The organism is Vreelandella populi, assembly GCF_003989825.1.
Classification (GTDB): Bacteria; Pseudomonadota; Gammaproteobacteria; order Pseudomonadales; family Halomonadaceae; genus Vreelandella; species Vreelandella populi.
The window spans coordinates 289,520-306,465 of the sequence record NZ_RZHE01000012.1; the positions used below are offsets into that span (position 1 = coordinate 289,520).

At 52.0% G+C, this 16,946-nt stretch carries 13 protein-coding genes; 5 read left to right on the plus strand and 8 right to left on the minus strand.

Going from position 1 to position 16,946, the window contains the following annotated elements; genetic code table 11:
* Positions 1–238: 238 nt before the first annotated feature.
* Complete coding sequence (locus tag ELY25_RS13550; RefSeq protein ID WP_185859321.1) at positions 239–1,714, plus strand: DUF262 domain-containing protein; 1,476 nt, start codon at positions 239–241, stop codon at positions 1,712–1,714.
* Complete coding sequence (locus tag ELY25_RS13555; RefSeq protein ID WP_126951792.1) at positions 1,711–3,666, plus strand: DUF262 domain-containing protein; 1,956 nt, start codon at positions 1,711–1,713, stop codon at positions 3,664–3,666. The genes ELY25_RS13550 and ELY25_RS13555 overlap by 4 nt, the downstream gene beginning before the upstream one ends.
* 80 nt (positions 3,667–3,746) lie before the next feature.
* Here the strand turns inward: ELY25_RS13555 and ELY25_RS13560 are convergent, their stop codons facing one another.
* Positions 3,747–4,022: a hypothetical protein gene (locus ELY25_RS13560; RefSeq protein ID WP_126951793.1), complete on the minus strand. Its 276-nt coding sequence runs from the start codon at positions 4,020–4,022 to the stop codon at positions 3,747–3,749.
* 398 nt (positions 4,023–4,420) lie between these two features.
* Here ELY25_RS13560 and ELY25_RS13565 point away from each other — a divergent pair, with 398 nt between their 5' ends.
* Entirely contained in the window at positions 4,421–5,401 is a 981-nt protein-coding gene (locus tag ELY25_RS13565; RefSeq protein ID WP_126951794.1) for a hypothetical protein, read from the plus strand.
* Positions 5,402–5,935: 534 nt separating this feature from the next.
* On the opposite strand, the gene ELY25_RS13570 is transcribed toward ELY25_RS13565, so the two are convergent.
* The 7 genes from ELY25_RS13570 to ELY25_RS13600 all read right to left on the minus strand — a co-directional run bounded on the left by ELY25_RS13570 (position 5,936) and on the right by ELY25_RS13600 (position 13,340).
* The gene (locus ELY25_RS13570; protein WP_126951795.1) at positions 5,936–7,093 is read right to left on the minus strand and encodes an alpha-hydroxy acid oxidase; all 1,158 of its coding nucleotides are present in this window, start codon (positions 7,091–7,093) and stop codon (positions 5,936–5,938) included.
* Positions 7,093–8,109: a 2-hydroxyacid dehydrogenase gene (locus ELY25_RS13575; RefSeq protein WP_236995740.1), complete on the minus strand. Its 1,017-nt coding sequence runs from the start codon at positions 8,107–8,109 to the stop codon at positions 7,093–7,095. Before ELY25_RS13575 ends, ELY25_RS13570 begins: the two co-directional genes overlap by 1 nt.
* Positions 8,102–9,031 carry a dihydrodipicolinate synthase family protein gene (locus tag ELY25_RS13580; protein ID WP_126951796.1) on the minus strand — a complete coding sequence of 310 codons (930 nt, stop codon included), beginning with the start codon at positions 9,029–9,031 and terminating at the stop codon, positions 8,102–8,104. The genes ELY25_RS13575 and ELY25_RS13580 overlap by 8 nt, the downstream gene beginning before the upstream one ends.
* A 27-nt stretch (positions 9,032–9,058) precedes the next feature.
* Positions 9,059–10,180: a mandelate racemase/muconate lactonizing enzyme family protein gene (locus ELY25_RS13585; protein WP_126951797.1), complete on the minus strand. Its 1,122-nt coding sequence runs from the start codon at positions 10,178–10,180 to the stop codon at positions 9,059–9,061.
* Positions 10,181–10,206: 26 nt separating this feature from the next.
* Entirely contained in the window at positions 10,207–11,712 is a 1,506-nt protein-coding gene (locus ELY25_RS13590) for a tripartite tricarboxylate transporter permease (RefSeq protein WP_126951798.1), read from the minus strand.
* Positions 11,713–11,813: 101 nt separating this feature from the next.
* A complete protein-coding gene (locus ELY25_RS13595) occupies positions 11,814–12,317 on the minus strand; it encodes a tripartite tricarboxylate transporter TctB family protein (protein WP_126951799.1) in 504 nt (167 codons plus the stop codon).
* 51 nt (positions 12,318–12,368) lie between these two features.
* Positions 12,369–13,340, minus strand: a complete 972-nt coding sequence (locus ELY25_RS13600; RefSeq protein ID WP_126951800.1) for a tripartite tricarboxylate transporter substrate binding protein — start codon at positions 13,338–13,340, stop codon at positions 12,369–12,371.
* A 208-nt stretch (positions 13,341–13,548) separates the two neighbouring features.
* On the opposite strand from ELY25_RS13600, the gene ELY25_RS13605 reads away from it, so the two are divergent.
* Together ELY25_RS13605 and ELY25_RS13610 are read left to right on the plus strand one after the other, a co-directional pair.
* Entirely contained in the window at positions 13,549–15,336 is a 1,788-nt protein-coding gene (locus ELY25_RS13605) for an IlvD/Edd family dehydratase (RefSeq protein ID WP_126951801.1), read from the plus strand.
* 62 nt (positions 15,337–15,398) lie between these two features.
* Positions 15,399–16,100, plus strand: coding sequence for a GntR family transcriptional regulator (locus ELY25_RS13610; RefSeq protein WP_126951802.1), 702 nt, complete (start codon positions 15,399–15,401; stop codon positions 16,098–16,100).
* Positions 16,101–16,946 lie beyond the last annotated feature (846 nt).

A 16,946-nucleotide genomic window follows, 5' to 3' on the forward strand; every position in this document is an offset into this window, starting at 1 on the left:
ACCTCATACGACGACCTGGATAGTATTAAGCGACATCTACGGTTCCACATTGCCCTGGTCAGTATCGGAAATTAGAAGGTTGAGGACGTGAGATGTCCTCTTGATGACTAAGAACTCCGCATGCGCTAGCTAAGCTTGCTTTGACGTAGCCTGACTGAGATCATCTAGTCCTTATTTGGTAATGGTTCTAATTTTACCTCAACCACATGTTTCGCGAACTCCTGGAAAAACGATACACATGACGAAGCCCTCCGAGGACGAAAATCAATCTCTAGAAAGAGACCATGTCGCCCCTAATATAGTCGTGGCAAGCACCTCCATTGCCGCTTTACTTGGCGGGGAGTCGATCCTCGGTAGCGACGGTCGCTATATAAAAGGGCGCTTGAACATCCCCGAATATCAGCGTCCTTACCGTTGGCAGATCAAACATCTGCAACGATTAATGAACGATCTCAGCGAGTACTTCTCACCACCTACGAAAGGAACGCCTATAAAGCACGATTTCTACTTGGGCAGCATCATCATCCACCAGTCGCGTCCACCAAGAATGCGCGCAGATTTTTTGAATATCATTGATGGTCAGCAGCGCCTGATTAGCTTGGCATTGCTGTCATATGTACAGAAGCAGCGTAATCTCGCCAAAGGCATCGAGTTGACCTCCCCCGAGTCCCAGGCCCAAGCCCTGCGCAATTTGCGCTGGCTAGAGAAACAGTCAATGCCTACGGTGGACTTTAACCGGGTGAACATCACTTTGGTCGTCACTCGCAGCGAAGATGATGCATACCGTTTTTTCGAAACGCAGAACACCGGTGGGATCCGGCTAGACGGCCCATCGATCCTCAAGGCGCATCATTTGCGTGGGGTGCCGGGACAGGAACAGGACACACAAGCAAGGCGTTGGGAGGCCTGGGGCAAGCTTGACGACACGATGGATTCGCTGATGAAAGCGCGCCACTGGCAGCGCTTAAAATGGCGCAAGCTCTCAAGCCATCGCCAGCCGCTGAAGTTACGCGAGGAGATTGTTGAGGAGCTAGCCGAGCGCACCGGGCAAGGTCAGGACTTGGCATACCGCACAGCGCGAGTCAGCCATATTGGGGCGAGCCAATCCTTGCATATCGACAGTGGATACGCGATGCGACAGCCGCTTAATACTGGAACCAACACCATACATTACTTCGATTATTTCCATGAGCTGCGGCGAGCGGTATTGATTAGGCGCGATGACATCAGCCTTAAGTCTTTTCACCAGTTCTACGACAAACTGATAGTACAGGCCAACGGCAGCGTTTTTTTACGCAAGCTCTTTGATTGTGCCGTGTTGCTATATGTCAGCCAGTTTGGTCGTCAAAGGTTATTAGAAGCAGGGTACTGGTTGTTTAGAGTGATATTTTCACCACGACTGAGCAATGAAAAGGCCGTGCGTGAAAGCACCGCTCAGAGCTTTGTCGAGCTTAATCCAGTGTTGGACTGGATCGCCTACAGCTATACTCATGACGAACTAATCGAGACCTTACAGGGATTTAGTTATTCCATTGCCGAGAGGTTAGATGAGAACGGTGTGAAGTATCGGTTCGTGCGTACTGTACAGGCATACTTTTCAATGAGCTTGAACGAGCCAGGCGAAGCGCTGCATACAAACTTTGATGTTGAACTTAAGCAGGCCATCAGCGAAATGTTTAAAAAACGCTCTTCCAGCTTAGCAGGTACGAAATGAATACTAATGTTCACTCCTGTGTACAGACACCGGCCTTGTTATCCGATGAAGAGATCACACTGGTTATCCCCAGCTACCAGCGCCCTTTTGTCTGGCCGAGCGAGTATGTGGTCGACCTGCTGAATCAGATTATAGTGGCCTACAATACCGACGCGCCGCATTACTATATAGGCACGGTACTGACATCCGCCGTCTCCCAACGCGATTCCGGGCAAGCCCATTCCCTTTATGAAGTGATCGACGGTCAGCAACGCATGACCACGTTGATGCTGATTGCCCTCGCGCTGACTGCTGTAGTGCCCGATAACTCACTGGCGAAATTTATCGTATGGAGTAAACAGCCCCGGCTCCATTTTGCCATTCGTGACGAAGTGCAGCGGCTGTTTGCGGCGTGGGCTGGTCTTGAGCATGAAGAAAATACTGACAGGTTCTCTGAAGCGGATGAAGACTATATCAAACACCTTTCTGCTGCGCGCAAGGCGCTTTCCGATCGGTTAGACGAACTGGTTAATGACCATGATGAAGCGTATCTGGCCGAAGTGGCGGAATATCTGTTTTTGAAGGTTCGATGGGTGAACAACATCATGCCTCACGGCATGGACCTGAACCGGCTGTTCTCAACTATGAACAACAGTGGCGTGCAGTTGGAGCATAGCGATATTCTTAAGTCTCGTTTACTGGCTGTAATCGAGACGCAGAAGCAGCGCTTCGACGCGATTTGGCAGGCCTGTGAAAACATGGACGATTTCTTCGAACGCAACCTGCGCAAGGTCTTTCCGGACGCAGACTGGAGACGCCTGAAACAGCCTGATCTGGCCAACCACTGTGTTGCTTCCTTCCCGCTCAAGCGCGTCCACTCCAAGCATGTGCAGGGCATGACCATTGCACAGTTGGCTAAACTGTCGGAGGTTGAGGTGAGCAAGCCAAAAGCACGGGAGGAGCCTGAGAGTTATTGTCGTTCAATCATCAGTTTCAACCTTCTGCTGATGCATACTTATCGCATTTATCTTAGTCAGCAGCGCCAAGGCGATGTCGAAGTGCGCCTGCATGACAGTCGACTCAATGACTACTTTGCAGACTTCATCTCCAGTGCCACTGAGAAGCATGCTAAAGCCTTCATCGAATGCCTTTGGACAGTGCGTTATCAGTTCGATCTATGGGTGGTGAAATGGTTACCAGAAGTTGACAACCAAATCTGGAATTTGCGCCAGACAAGCGTAAATAAGAGCCGCATCAGCGATGGTGGGGGGCTGAACCGTACCCAGCTAGAAAGCAGCGACTTAAGCCAACTGCAGAGTGTGCGCAACTTCACTGGCGAACGAAGTGCACAATATTGGCTGACTCCGTTTCTAGGTACGTTAGTAGCCTGCGAAAAAATGAAACAAACGCAGGTATTGTCGTTACTGGAGCACATTGATAATCAGTTATCCTTAGCTCAAGCTAGTCAGAAGATGGCTAGTTTTGCGCTATTGACTGGTGAAGACTTTGCCATGCAAGGTATTGACAATATTATCGAATATTTGAAGGAACCCAACGGCACTCGTTTTGAACATTACTGGTTCCAAAAATTGGAATACATCCTTTGGCGAGAGCGCAGTCGCTTCGGTGTTTATGAAGCATCCAAGCTGGCGGCCTATCGGATCACTTCAAAGAACTCTGTGGAGCACGTTCATCCTCAGAAGGAAGAGTTCGGTGTTGAACTGGCTAAGGTACACCGAGATGGCTTTGGCAACTTAGTGCTGCTAAGCCCTAGCGAGAACTCTTCATACAGCAACCAACGTGTGGGCAAAAAACGAGAAGACTTCAAGGGTAAGCCCCGTTATGACTCACTTAAACTAGCCCACATTTTTAGTGGCAGTGCCGACAAGGAATGGGACGCTAGTGCTATTGCACAGCACCAGATGCAGATGTTGGCTTTGATCAAGGAGCATTATGAAACGACGGGGAACTAATACGTCGGGATAGAGATTGATGATATATCAATGGATGAATAATACGTTTATGAGATTTCGCTCTAACTATAATTCTTTCCTCACATATTGCTAACCTCTAGCTGCTCACTATGGCAGGGCAAAGTGCTAACCACCAGCGGTAGCACAATGCCCACCGTTACCCCCCGCCGTGACGGCGCTACAATGTTAACGATCACGACGCCTAAGATGGCGTGAAAGCCTACTGTAACGGTACAAGAGGCGTAGAGCGCAAAACCGTACTTGGCCGGTACCCAGGAAAACGCCAAGCGGCTGCGCCCCACCTTCACCACGGAAGACGACGCCACCGCCGAATGGCAGAGCATCCAACGAGACATTGCAGAGCTTGAGCTGACGCTAGCACTGGGCGGGCAGACATACTGCCGGAGTCACCGCTAACCCTCAGCGGCTAAAACCTGAGATAGACGCCACTGCCTGGCTGGTTAGCGAGGTCACGCACTCGCTGAATGATGATGGCTTTGGGATGCAGGTAAGGTGTGAGGTGAGGAACAGTATAATATTAGCCTGAAGGATTAACCGCTAATTTCAACTTACAATGGCCAGATGAACCATCTTTTCACCTATCGTATCGATAAGCTTCTTTGTATGACCCAAACTCATCGTGTTCGGTGTACTTACCAAAATGCTCTGGAACTAACCCCCCTCATTGTTTTAACCTAATAATTCTTGGCATGCCTTAGAAAATTAGGGCTCGACACCAGATCGGAGAATCACAATGACGGGCCAACATCCACCCAATGCAGTCATACCTCTTGAGCTAGAACGAGAAGTGGTCGATCAGCACCAGAAAAGCGCATTTCAAAGCCGTAGAAAGTCGTTGCTCAGCGAGATGCGCTGTCTGAGTGGCTTGCCAAATCTCGTATCTCAATTTAATCAAGGCACCTTATACAAGCTCGTAATGACACCGGAGGGAGCCAGCCTCTATCGTGATCAAGCGGGTAACGTAAAAGGTGTTTTTTATAAAGATAAGAAAATAAAACAACATGCAAAATTTTCTGAAGTAAACCCGAATATGGTGAAAGCCGCTCAAGCAGTTGGTGCACAAGTAATGCTTGTTAGCATTGCGATGCAGCTTAATAGGATTGAGCAGGGCATTTCCGAAATCATTGGAGAGCTCCACAGGGATAGGCTAGGTGAGCTCAAAGGGGCCATAAAAACCTATGAAGATGCCCTAGAGATGCAAAACTCTGAGAACAAGGACGAACAAATCAGAAGATCTATCCCTTTGCTTCGTGTTGGCCTTACTAAAAACCTGTCTTCCCTCGCTAATCAAATTCAAAAGCTGCCCGAGGAAAAGCTCTCTTTTTTTGATAACTGGATCAGCAAAAAATCTTCAGAAGCAAAGAAAAATCATGTAGTTGCGATTGAGTCTTTTCAAGCTTGCCTTCACGGCATTCAGTCAATAGTCCAATGTTATGTGCACATCGGTGAAAGCAAGCTAGCAGCAAAAGTCTTAGAAGAATGTATGCAAGAAATTCGAGTGGCAGGCGTAGAGATCGCTTTCAATCGATCTCGACTAGTTCCTGCTGAAGGAAACGCTTATCCAGAGCAATCGTGGAAAACCTTTATTGAAAATGAAACCCATATAAATAATGGTATTTCACAATTAAAAATGATCAGCTCAGAGGCACCCATGCCTATTGAAATTCAATTTAAGGGTAGCGAGATTATGGAGATGGTTGATGCAAAACTGTAAGAAGTGTCAACGCGAATTGATGCCGGGTGAAATTGATAAATGTCCTGCCTGCGAATCAGAAGCATCGCATAAATGGAAAAAAGTTACAGAAGTGATAGTCCCCATAGCGATAGGTGCTGTCGCAATCGGTGTAAAGTTATTAAAAAAGAAGTAGTAACCATATCTTCAAGTTTGCATCACAAACCCCCCATTCATCCATGGCTGGGGCTCATTCCGTTGCCGCATCCTTCTGGAGATCCTGGAGTAGGAGACAGCCGGGGTAGAGCCCTACTCCATTGATGAAATATTCGTGCGTATGGATAACTGCAAGCCTAAAGCGCTGCTGGAGCACGCCAAGTCGCCGCGCTGAAAGATCCTCCGCGGCACCGGCATTCCTGTTTGTGTGGGTGTTGCCGCTACCCATACCCTCGCTAAGCTAGCTAAATTTCTGGTTATGACCGGGAGCACCCAGCGACCAATCTCCATAAGCAATGTTGATCGAATAAAAATACAGCGCCCTATTCGCTTGGTTACCTTTTTGTTGGGCAAAGCAGGTCATTGACGCCGTAATAACTCAGAGGTCAGCTTGCTTACGCTGGTAATACCCAGCAGCGCCATATTGCGTTCTATTTCGCTACCCAGCAACATGGCAGCCTTCTTCACACCGGCTTCGCCAGCGATGCAGGCCGCATAATTGAAGGGGCGACCCAGAAACACAAAGCTTGCCCCCAACGACAGAGCTTTGAGTACCTGGCTACCGCGGCGGAAGCTACCGTCAATCATAACAGGCACTGTTCCAGAGACCGCCTCCAGCACTTCCGGCAACATAGTGAGTGGGGCCACAGTGCCATCGAGCTGTCGGCCTCCGTGATTGGAAACTATTAAACCATCGGCACCCGCACTGACAGCACGCCGTGCATCGTCAGGATGCAGAATACCTTTTACCACTAGATTACCTTTCCACCGTGTCCGAACCTGATCGAGCGTCGACCAATCAAGATGCCGACGGCCCGAAAAATCACGGTTGACGTTCTTTGCCAGTACCGGCACGCCACGTGTCGCCGCATTATTTTCGAAATGCGGAATACCGTGATGCCACAATGTCTTCAGAAAAGTCCCGAATAGCCATCGCGGCCGTACCACACCATCCCAAGCTAGCCGAAGACTAGGGCGCAATGGCGAAGAGAAGCCAGCGCGGCGATGATTCTCAGGGTTAGGCGGCACAGCGTAGTCTACTGTGACCACCAAATTGGTAAATCCGGCCTGCTCAACACGTGCCAGAAGGGCGTCGATTTCCTCCGGGGTTCCGGGCAGGTAAGCTTGAAACCAATCCGAGCCTTTTGCTCCTGAAAGCTCTTCCATTGGTATCAATGATGTACCACTGACGATCATGGGGATGCCGCTTTCTGATGCTGCTTGCGCCAGCACTTGGTCTCCTCGATAGGCAGTTAGGGCGCTAATGCCCATGGGTGCTATACCGAAAGGGTAGGCATAGCGGCGGCCAAAGAGTTCGGTTTCCGTCGATACACTGGAAACGTTCACCAACGCCCGAGGAAGAAATGCGTAGTTATCGAAGGCCTCACGGCTAGACTGGGCGGTAATGCCATCTTCAGCCACGCTAGCCACGTATCCGAATAGCTGTCGTGGTAAACGCCGCAGTGCTTCCCGCTCAAAATCATCAAGGCTTAAAATACGTTCTAGATGACGGGGCATTATGCCTCCTTATCGTCAGAAGCAGACCGTCGCCAGACGTTCACATTGACGGCGTTGATCGGTCCGCAACCGATTAGCGCCCCCAGTAGGTTATCGACTGCCAACTGTGCCATGGCCTCACGTGTTTCATGGGTCGCTGAGCCGATGTGTGGCGTCGTCACTACATTATCCATGGCTGTCAGTGGCGAATTGGATGGAAGCGGTTCCTCTACGAAAACGTCAAGCCCAGCTGCTCGAATCCCGCCGGAGCGGAGTGCTTCGATCAGCGCTGGTTCATCGACCACCTTACCTCTCGCAATATTGATGAGTGCTGCCGTCGGTTTCATCCGTGCTAGGGCATGAGTGTCAATTAAGTGATGTGTATCATCGTTGTAGGGCACGCTAGTGCAGACGATATCCGCTTCGGCTAACAGGTCATTCAGCTCACGCCTTTGCGCCCCTAAGTGCTGTTCAAGCGCAGGCTTAGAGGAAGAAGCTGTGTAGAGGATGGGCATGCCGAAACCCAATGCCCCACGCCGGGCAATCGCTGCACCAATACGACCTGCACCCACAATGCCCAGGGTTTTGCTATGTACGTCCACTCCGAAGTGCTCGGCACCGATATGTGCACGCCAGCCACCCTCACGAACCATGTTGGCTAGTTCGACTAGCCGACGCTGGGTCGCCATAATTAACGCAAATGCCGTATCGGCTGTGGTTTCAGTCAGCACATCGGGCGTATTGCAGAGAAGAATGCCGCGCCGGTTAAGTGCTCCAAGAGGCAGGTGGTCATAACCCACTGAAATAGTGGAAACCACTTGTAGCGCTGGTGCCTCGGCCAACATTGCCTCGTTGAGCTCCAGCTTGCCGCCAATTAGGCCATGAGCCTTGGAAAGCGCTGCCATGAAATCAGCACGATTTGATTCGTCCACGTCCTCGAAGTAGTCGACCTTGGCAACCTCGGAAAGCGCCTCAAGCTGAGCCTTACTGAGCCGTCGTACGGCGACAATACGCCACGATTTCATTTGCTCAGCCATGGTTCGCCTCGTCTAAGCCCTTCATTTGAAATCCTGTCGCTTTAAGCGCAGACACAAGTTCAGACGCACGCTGCTCCTCCAGTTCCACTAAGGGCGGTCGCACACGCCGCCAAGCGTCTTTTCCTGAGAAGTAAGCTGTTGCCGCCTTCATACCAGGGATCAGTGGATATTTTTCAAACAGGTCGCGCACAACATTAAGGCTCTGCTGACGATCATCGGCATCGTCCGCTTGCCAATGTCGGGCCAATTCAACGATGGCCGCCGGATTCACGTTGGCAGTGGCGCTGATACAGCCAGCGCCGCCTGCCCGCAGGGTATTCAGCAGGAACCGCTCGCTGCCGGCATATACGGCAAAATCCTGCCCGGCAAAGCGCTCGGTCAACGCTTGGGTGTGAGCCCAGTCGCCGCCGCTGTCCTTGATGCCGGCAATAATGTCTGGGAAGGAGTCGCGCAAGCGCTCAATCAGCTCAAGCGATAGCGGCACCTGAGTCACCGGCGGGATATGGTAGAGGTAGATCCGTAGGCGCGAATTTGCGACGCGATTGATCACCTCACTGTAATAGCGAAACAAGCCTTCGTCGCTAATACCCTTATAGTAGAAGGGCGGTAGCATCAGCACGCCGGCACAGCCAGCGTCCACTGCCTCGCGTGTCAGCGCCACGCAATCATCAATTGTACAGCTCCCGGTGCCGGGCATAATCCTAGTGGGGTCGACACCGCCATCCACCAGCGCTTTTAGCAGCGTCTGCTTTTCAGCCACTGTCATCGAGTTGGCCTCGGAATTGGTGCCGAACACGGCCAAGCCAACGCCATTTGAAGTTAGCCACTGGCAATGCGCCACAAAACGCTGCCTATCCGGCGCTAGATCTGCGCCGAAGGGAGTAATTACCGGTGACCAGACGTCTCCACTTGTTTGGGACATGACATTCTCCTTGTTGTTGTAAGGTCATTAGTGCCAGGGCTCAATGGCGTAGCGCTCAAGAGCAGCCTGATCAAATCCGAACCCAAGGCCGGGAGCGGTAGGTAGCAATAGTTGTCCGTCGGAAAACTCCAACTGTGTATCCACAAGCTTCCTGAAGTTAAGCACCTGATCGTCGGCAAAGAACTCGACCATCTTCACGTTTGGCGCTGATGCCACCAGGTGGATATGCAAGTCGTGGAACCAGTGCGGATAAATATCCACCCCATAGCTGGCAGCCGTTGCGGCGATGCGCCGAAACTCGGTGATGCCTCCACAAACGGCTGCATCGGTCTGCAAAATCATTGCGGCTTCTTTGTCCAGCAGCTCTTTGAAGCGCCAGCGTCCCGCTTCGATTTCGCCGGTGGCCACCGGAACTGGGGTGCGCTCTGCCAATCGGCGATGATTGTCGATGTCATCAGGACTGAAAGGCTCCTCAATCCAGAACGGATTATAAGGTTCTGCCATACGCATAAAGGCCAGTGCCGACGGCAGATCACGCCAGGCATTGTTGGCGTCCATCATCACTTGCACATTGGGGCCCACCGCCTCACGCACCGCCGCCAAACGTGCCTCCTCTCCAGCCAAATCTTCTCGGCCCACTTTCATCTTCACTGCGGTGAAGCCCTTAGCTACGTAGCCAGCCATTTCTTCACCAAGCATCGCAGGAGTCTTACCGTCCAGGTAGTAGCCGCCACTGGCGTAAGCCGGCACGCTGTGTGAGTCACTAGCGCCCAAATATTTATAGAGCGGGAGCTTTGCGGCACGTGCGTTACGATCCCACAGCGCGGTATCCAAAATACTGATGGCGCGCATTACCGAACCGCTGCGACCATGCAGCAGCGATTCCTGGTACATTGCCTGCCACAGTGCTTCAGTTGCATGAGCGTCAGCCCCCAACAGCACTGGCGACAGCAATTCCCTTACCGCATTGGCCACAAGCGAGCCAGCATTATTGCCGCCGTAGCAAAATCCAATGCCTATATGGCCATCATCGCCCACTACTTCGACGAGCACGTAATCGCGCTTGAGTACCTGACGATTGGAAAAGCTAGTGGGGTTATCCAGCGGTACATTGACCGTTCGAGCACGCACTTCGGTTATCGTTGTCATGATGAAGCCTCGAATTAAGAGTAGGGTTATTCTGTCTGAGTACGTGGGCGCATTGCAGCCCGCACCCAGCGGAAGAAGGGTGTCGCTTGGAGTACTGAAAGGGCGGCAATGCATAGAAGCACGACAGCGATAGGGCTGGTCAAAAAGATGCTCAAGTTGCCTTGCCCGATTAACATAGATTGCTGGTAGCTGGTCTCCATGACTGGGCCGAGAATCAAACCGATTACCATCGGTGCTGGTGACACACCTGCTTTATTCATCCAATAGCCAAACAGACCGAAGCCCAACATCAGCCCAACCTCAAACAAGCTGTTGTTGATAGCAAAGGCGCCAATCACGCACAGCGTAATTATCGAGCAAGCCACAAAGCTGTCTGGTACACGTGTCACACTTACGCAGAGTCGAGTAAACAGCAGCCCCACTAGCAGTAGCCCAATATTGGCAAAAATCACTGCCCAAATCAGGGTATAGGTAACATCCCCATAGTCCGTAAGCAGGTTAGGTCCGGGCAGAATGCCCTGTACCATTAGCGCGCCAAGCAGGATGGCAGTAGAGGAACTGCCAGGGATACCCAGAGCAATGGTGGGAATCAATGCACCGCCCACCACCGCATTATTAGCCGCTTCAGGTGCCGCCACCCCAGCGATGTCCCCCTTGCCAAAGCGGCTCTTATCTTTGGCAAAGCGTTTGGCTTCGTTGTAAGCGAACCAACTGGCAGTATCACCGCCGGTACCCGGAATTAGGCCGGTGATGATGCCGATGCCACTGGAACGGAAGATATTGGGTAACAAGCGGCGAATCTCAGCGAGAGGCGGAATCAACCTATCGGTGATTTTGCTTGCCACCTTCTGGGCACCATGGGCATTCTCGATCAATATCAACGCCTGTGGGATCGAGAACAGACCGATAAGCGCTACGGTAAACTCGATACCCGAGAACAAGTTAATGACATCGAAAGTCATCCGTGGCGTGCCGGTGATCAGATCCATACCTACCGTGCTCAACAGTAGACCCAAGGTGCCCGAGAGCAGACCACTGATTACCGAACCTTGTGATAAAGATCCAATGATGGTGATACCCAATACGGCGATCGCAAACAGCTCGATAGGGCCAAACTTGAGCACCAATACACCAAGTAACGGTGCTGCAGTGAGCAATGCGATGCCGCTCAGCAGGCCACCGATAAAAGAAGCGAAGAGCGATACACCTAACGCTCTCCCGGCCTGGCCCTGTTGCGATAGCGGGAATCCATCGAGAACTGTCGCTGCGGCCGAGGGGGTGCCGGGCGTCTTCAACAAAATGGCGGCGATTGAGCCACCGTAGGAGGCCCCCACATAGAGTGAGGCCAACATGCTAAGACCCGACGCGGGGTCCATGCCAAAGGTGAGGGGTAATAGCAGCGCCAGCGCCATAGTCGCTGAGAGCCCTGGCATGGCACCCACAAACAGCCCCAGCAGGGTACCGCCCAGGATCAGGGCAATGTTGGTGAACGACATGACGTTGGTCAGGCCCACCAGAACAAGATTATCCATATGACTAGACTCCAGAAGCCTGCGTCAGGCACCCATCCCCAGATCGCTGCAATGTCTTGCTAAGCAATGCGAACCGGGAATAAGAGATGCGCTTATTGTCGTTATGAGGAAAACTGGGGTGGCAGTAGGGGGACAGGCAGGCCCAGAAAGCCGATGAAAACCGCACATACCACCGCTACCAGCAGCACGATGCCTATGGCGGCAAAGCGCCAAGAGACATGCCCGATCATCGCTAACGCCACTACCATGAAACCAACAGTGGCGATTAAGTAGCCCAGTATCGAAATACTGTAGAGGTAGACCGCGGCCAGTAGGAAAGCCAGCATGGCCTTCCATGGCTTACGGTTCCTAGCCTGACCATTGATGGTTTCTTCCTCTGGGGCGGCATCATTGCTGGAGCTTGCTGCTCCAGCGGCTGACAGCTGGCGACGCCGCTGGATACTAAATACCTCCTGGCCTACCATCGCCGCTCCTAATAAGGCTACGACAGCCGAATAGATAAGGGGCATGTTCGCCGCCTTAGCGGGATAGCCCATCGCAGTGATATAAAAGGTCGCTGCTATGCCAATGGCAAAAAATCCCAAGACCAGACGACTTATGTTCATCTCACACCCCCTTGTCGATCCGCCATATTCCTCTGCGGATGCAGCGCCTTACTACTCGTTGACTTCATCCTTGACATCTGCCCAGATTTCTTCGAATTGGCCTTCCATGTCCTGCATCATTTGGCCGTAGTCGTCACCTGTCTGAATGTCGAGAACCATGGCGCGTTCTTCAGCTGTCTTCTGGAACTCGTCATTTTCTTTGAGGGCTTCAAAGGCAGCAATCAGCTCATCGCGAGCTTCATCGGGAATATCTGCTGGTGCGCTATAGCCTCGTGAAGAGCCAGCCACCACATCGATATCTTTTTCCAGCATGGTGGGAACATCAGGCAGAATATCCAGACGTTCACGGGTAAATACTGCTAGCGGGCGCAAGCTACCTGATTGGATATGACCAAAGACATTGCCGAGGTTATTGAAACTGGCATCGACCTTACTACCCAGGGCGGCTGTAGCGGAGGGACCATCGCCTTGGAAAGGCACTTTTTGAAAGGATAGGCCAGTGGCTTTCTCAATCATGATGGTTGAGAAAAAGTCATCTCCACCGACCCCCGAGTTTGCCACCGTAATTTGGCCGGGGCGTTCCTCTGCAGCAGCGAGAAAATCTTCCACTGTTTGATAGGGACTGTTTGCTGGCACTACGATAATGCCTGGGTCGGTTACCACGTTGGCGATCGGTGTCAACTGGTCGATCGAGTAGTTGATGGCATCATTCATGATGTAGTTCGTCATAAGCATCGGGGTATTGGTGATACTTATGACGCTGCCATCTTTAGGCGACTGATGGGTTAGTCGAGTCCAGGCAATCGCTCCTGTAGCGCCCGGCATATATTCATTAATGAATTCTACGCCCAGCAATTCCCGCAAGAAGGGTTGAGTCAATTGAGCCAAGGTATCGCTGCCTCCACCTGCCTTGAACCCTTGTAGCACCTTGATTTCATCAGCTGCTGAATACTCCGCCTGAGCGGCTCCTGAAAGCATCAGGGCGGATAGTAGGGACGCTGTGTAAATGCTACGGATTTGCATTGTTATTTCCTCAAGTGCTGTTTGTCGTTGTGATGCACATGGTTGAGCAAGGCGTGCTTGCACTATCCAACGTAGTTGCATATCAATAATATTGTCAATAATATTATTAATAATCTTGTCAGCTAGATTTATACCGCCTAGCCTAATGATCAAGAGCCGTATTTACGAACCCCTCCGAGAAGCCGCGAATAAAGTAGAGGAAACCGCAATGAGCCAGAACTTTAAAAACAATAGCAACGGCAATGAGCGTCATGAATCGACATCTGAAGCCCCCACCTTGGGCATGTCCAACCGACTAACCAACTATGGTGATGCAGACTTTTCGCTCTTTCTGCGCAAGGCCTTCATTAAGGGCATGGGTTATACGGATGATGCGCTCTCGCGTCCGGTCATTGGGATTGCCAATACCTACAGTGGCTACAATGCCTGTCATGGCAATGTGCCTGGATTGGTCGAGAGCGTTAAGCGTGGCGTCATGCTCGCTGGCGGCTTACCGGTAGACTTTCCCACCATTACTCTTCATGAATCTTTTGCTAACCCCACCAGCATGTACCTGCGTAACCTTATGGCATTGGATACGGAGGAGATGATTCGTGCCCAGCCGATGGATGCCGTGGTGCTGATCGGCGGTTGCGATAAGACAGTACCCGCACAGTTGATGGCCGCCGCTAGCGCCGGTGTTCCGACAGTCCAAGTCGTCACCGGTCCCATGCTTGCAGGCTCACACCGCGGTACTCGCGTCGGAGCCTGCACCGACTGCCGCCGTTACTGGGCCTCCTACCGTGGTAATGACATCGACGAAGCGGAAATTAACGAAGTCAACGACAAACTGGTCCCTACCGTGGGTACTTGCTCGGTAATGGGCACCGCAAGCACCATGGCCTGCCTAGCCGAGACACTGGGAATAATGCTGCCCAACAGCGCCACCGCCCCGGCCGTCTACGCTGATCGGCAACGCATTGCAGAACAGTCAGGCGCGCAGGCCGTTGCACTTGCACATGCAGGCGTTACGCCAGATCAAATCCTTACTCCTGAAGCTTTCGAAAATGCCCTGCGCGTACTTCTCTCTTTGGGCGGCTCTACCAATGCGTTGATACATCTGACCGCTATCGCAGGGCGCTTGGGCATCGATATCGATCTTGAGGCATTTGACCGAATGAGCCAGGAAACCCCCGTACTGATGGATCTTAAACCATCAGGAGAAGGGTACATGGAGGATCTGCACCGGGCGGGCGGCTTGCCCACCTTATTACGTGAGCTAAAACCGTTGTTACACTTGAACGCCATGACCATCAATGGTCATACCTTGGGTGAAAACATCGATGCCGCCGTCCATCTCATCGACCAAAAGGTCGTGCGATCCATGCATAGCCCGCTCTACGCTCAGGGTGGCATAGCCGTATTGCGTGGCAACTTGGCACCGTCCGGCGCCATTATTAAGCAATCAGCCGCCTCAGCCGAGCTTATGACACACCGCGGTCGTGCTGTCGTGTTTACAGGTTTAGAAGACTTGGCTAACCGCATCGATGACCCGGATCTGGATGTGCACGCTAAGGACGTGTTAGTACTACAGAATATCGGGCCCAAAGGGGCACCAGGTATGCCAGAAGCGGGTTACATTCCGATTCCCAAAAAACTCGCCTCGCAAGGCGTCAAAGATATGGTGCGCATTTCCGACGGACGCATGAGTGGCACCGCGGCAGGCACTATAGTGCTCCACGTCTCCCCAGAATCCGCTGAGGGCGGTCCATTAGGGCTGGTCCGCGATGGTGATTTCATATCGCTGGATGTCGCTAACAATCAGTTGAACCTAGAAGTGGACGAGACGGAGCTGGATGCTCGGCGGCAGGCCTTTAGGAGCGAAGAGGACGGGGCACCGCTATTGGGATATCGACGTCTGTTTATGGAGCAAATTCTTCAAGCAGAGGAGGGCTGCGATTTTCGCGCTTGCCGACCTGAACCTACGTGCCGGATACCGAGACAGCATGAAGCCTGAAAGCGAGTTTGTTACACTTATTATCCCTATGCACTGCAGTTAATGCTGCTGAGAAAGCGATCATGAACCGAACCGCCCAGCCGCTCTCTACGAGCAGCACCGAGATTCTAACCTCTAGCTCCACATACGGTGTTGATGACATTGTGGCCGCTATAGAAGAGGACATCGTTCTCGGTCGCCTGCACCCACGTGAGCGGCTGGTCGAAGAGGCCATGATGGAGCGCTTCGACTGCAAGCGACACGTTGTTCGTCAGGCTCTCTTCCAACTTGATAACATTGGTTTAACTGAGCGCATCAAAAACAGAGGTGCTTTCGTCAGGAGTTATCCGCCGGAAGAGGTTGAGGATATCTACGCTATGCGCGAGATTCTCGAACTAGCAGCAGTGAGTAGGCTACCACTGCCGGCTCCACAGGAATGGCTTACTGAACTTGAAGAAGTTCACCAGCGTCACAGCGAAGCTGTGGACGCTCATGAATTGAGGCAGGTGTTTCATATGAACATTGCTTTTCACCGCACCTTATTTAGGGCCTGCGGTAATGAGTATCTGTACGCTACTATTAATGAGTTCGCTCAGAAGGCGCATGGTATCCGCTTCATCGCGATTACGGATCGCAATGCACTAGCTCAAGCTAGGAATGAGCACCAGTTGATGATTGACGCCATTCGTGATGAAGACCGCGAACGCCTGTCTGACTTGTGTCGTCAGCATCTACTACCTTCTAAAAACCGCTACTTAGAACTTTATTCTGGAACTCGAGATTAAATGGCTCAGCTTGTAGAAACTTGTGAGCCTTAGCTACGTTTAAAAAAGTCGTCAAACATCATAAGGCCCAGAAGGCCACCCGACTGGGCCTTATCCTATTGATGGATAGAAGAATGTCTATCATGAAACATGGTTCCATGCGGATTTGGCTTTCGGTTGATTTTTCTGGCTTACGCAACCAGTTTGCGGATGCCATCATAATTCATTTCTTCATGTGAACTTCCTGGTACACTTTTAAGAGGTGTAGGTGCGTCTCACTATTGGCGTATAGCCTTGCTGCCTAAGAATGGCTCCCTTTTTAACCTTATTCCACACGCTTAGCTCAAATCCGTTTCTGCTTTTCTTAATTCTTGCTGCCCGGTTTATTGGGCTTGAGCAACATAACGGATTATCAGCTTTGCAAAATCTCGCCACGGTTTTTCGAGCCCTCGAACGCTAGCCTGCTTAGTTTCCAGGCGTAATTTCATTCGGAGAAGCCAGCCTGGGTTCGAGCCCTCGAACGCTGACCCGCGTGGTTTCCTGGCGCCATTTCATTCGGAGAGCCAGCCTAGGTTCGAGCCCTCGAACGCCGACCCGCGTGATTTTCTGGCGTCATTTCATTCGGAGAAGCCAGCCTGGGTTCGAGCCCTCGAACGCTGACCCGCGTGGTTTCCGGACGTCATTTCATTCGGAGAGCCAGCCTGGGTTCGAGCCCTCGAACGCCGACCCGCTTGATTTCCTGGGACATTTCATTCGGAGAGCCAGCCTGGGTTCGAGCCCTCGAACGCCGACCCGCGTGATTTCCTGGCGTCATTTCATTCGGAGAAGCCAGCCTGGGTTCGAGCCCTCGAACGCTGACCCGCGTGG

What these genes read in the sequence shown, in the direction of transcription:
- ELY25_RS13590 (WP_126951798.1), bottom strand. Translation starts at nt 11,712, where the DNA reads ATGGATAATCTTGTTCTGGTGGGCCTGACCAACGTCATGTCGTTCACC.
- ELY25_RS13560 (WP_126951793.1), bottom strand. Translation starts at nt 4,022, where the DNA reads ATGTCTCGTTGGATGCTCTGCCATTCGGCGGTGGCGTCGTCTTCCGTG.
- ELY25_RS13550 (WP_185859321.1), top strand. Translation starts at nt 239, where the DNA reads ATGACGAAGCCCTCCGAGGACGAAAATCAATCTCTAGAAAGAGACCAT.
- ELY25_RS13605 (WP_126951801.1), top strand. Translation starts at nt 13,549, where the DNA reads ATGAGCCAGAACTTTAAAAACAATAGCAACGGCAATGAGCGTCATGAA.
- ELY25_RS13575 (WP_236995740.1), bottom strand. Translation starts at nt 8,109, where the DNA reads ATGGCTGAGCAAATGAAATCGTGGCGTATTGTCGCCGTACGACGGCTC.
- ELY25_RS13610 (WP_126951802.1), top strand. Translation starts at nt 15,399, where the DNA reads ATGAACCGAACCGCCCAGCCGCTCTCTACGAGCAGCACCGAGATTCTA.
- ELY25_RS13580 (WP_126951796.1), bottom strand. Translation starts at nt 9,031, where the DNA reads ATGTCCCAAACAAGTGGAGACGTCTGGTCACCGGTAATTACTCCCTTC.
- ELY25_RS13595 (WP_126951799.1), bottom strand. Translation starts at nt 12,317, where the DNA reads ATGAACATAAGTCGTCTGGTCTTGGGATTTTTTGCCATTGGCATAGCA.
- ELY25_RS13555 (WP_126951792.1), top strand. Translation starts at nt 1,711, where the DNA reads ATGAATACTAATGTTCACTCCTGTGTACAGACACCGGCCTTGTTATCC.
- ELY25_RS13570 (WP_126951795.1), bottom strand. Translation starts at nt 7,093, where the DNA reads ATGCCCCGTCATCTAGAACGTATTTTAAGCCTTGATGATTTTGAGCGG.
- ELY25_RS13565 (WP_126951794.1), top strand. Translation starts at nt 4,421, where the DNA reads ATGACGGGCCAACATCCACCCAATGCAGTCATACCTCTTGAGCTAGAA.
- ELY25_RS13600 (WP_126951800.1), bottom strand. Translation starts at nt 13,340, where the DNA reads ATGCAAATCCGTAGCATTTACACAGCGTCCCTACTATCCGCCCTGATG.
- ELY25_RS13585 (WP_126951797.1), bottom strand. Translation starts at nt 10,180, where the DNA reads ATGACAACGATAACCGAAGTGCGTGCTCGAACGGTCAATGTACCGCTG.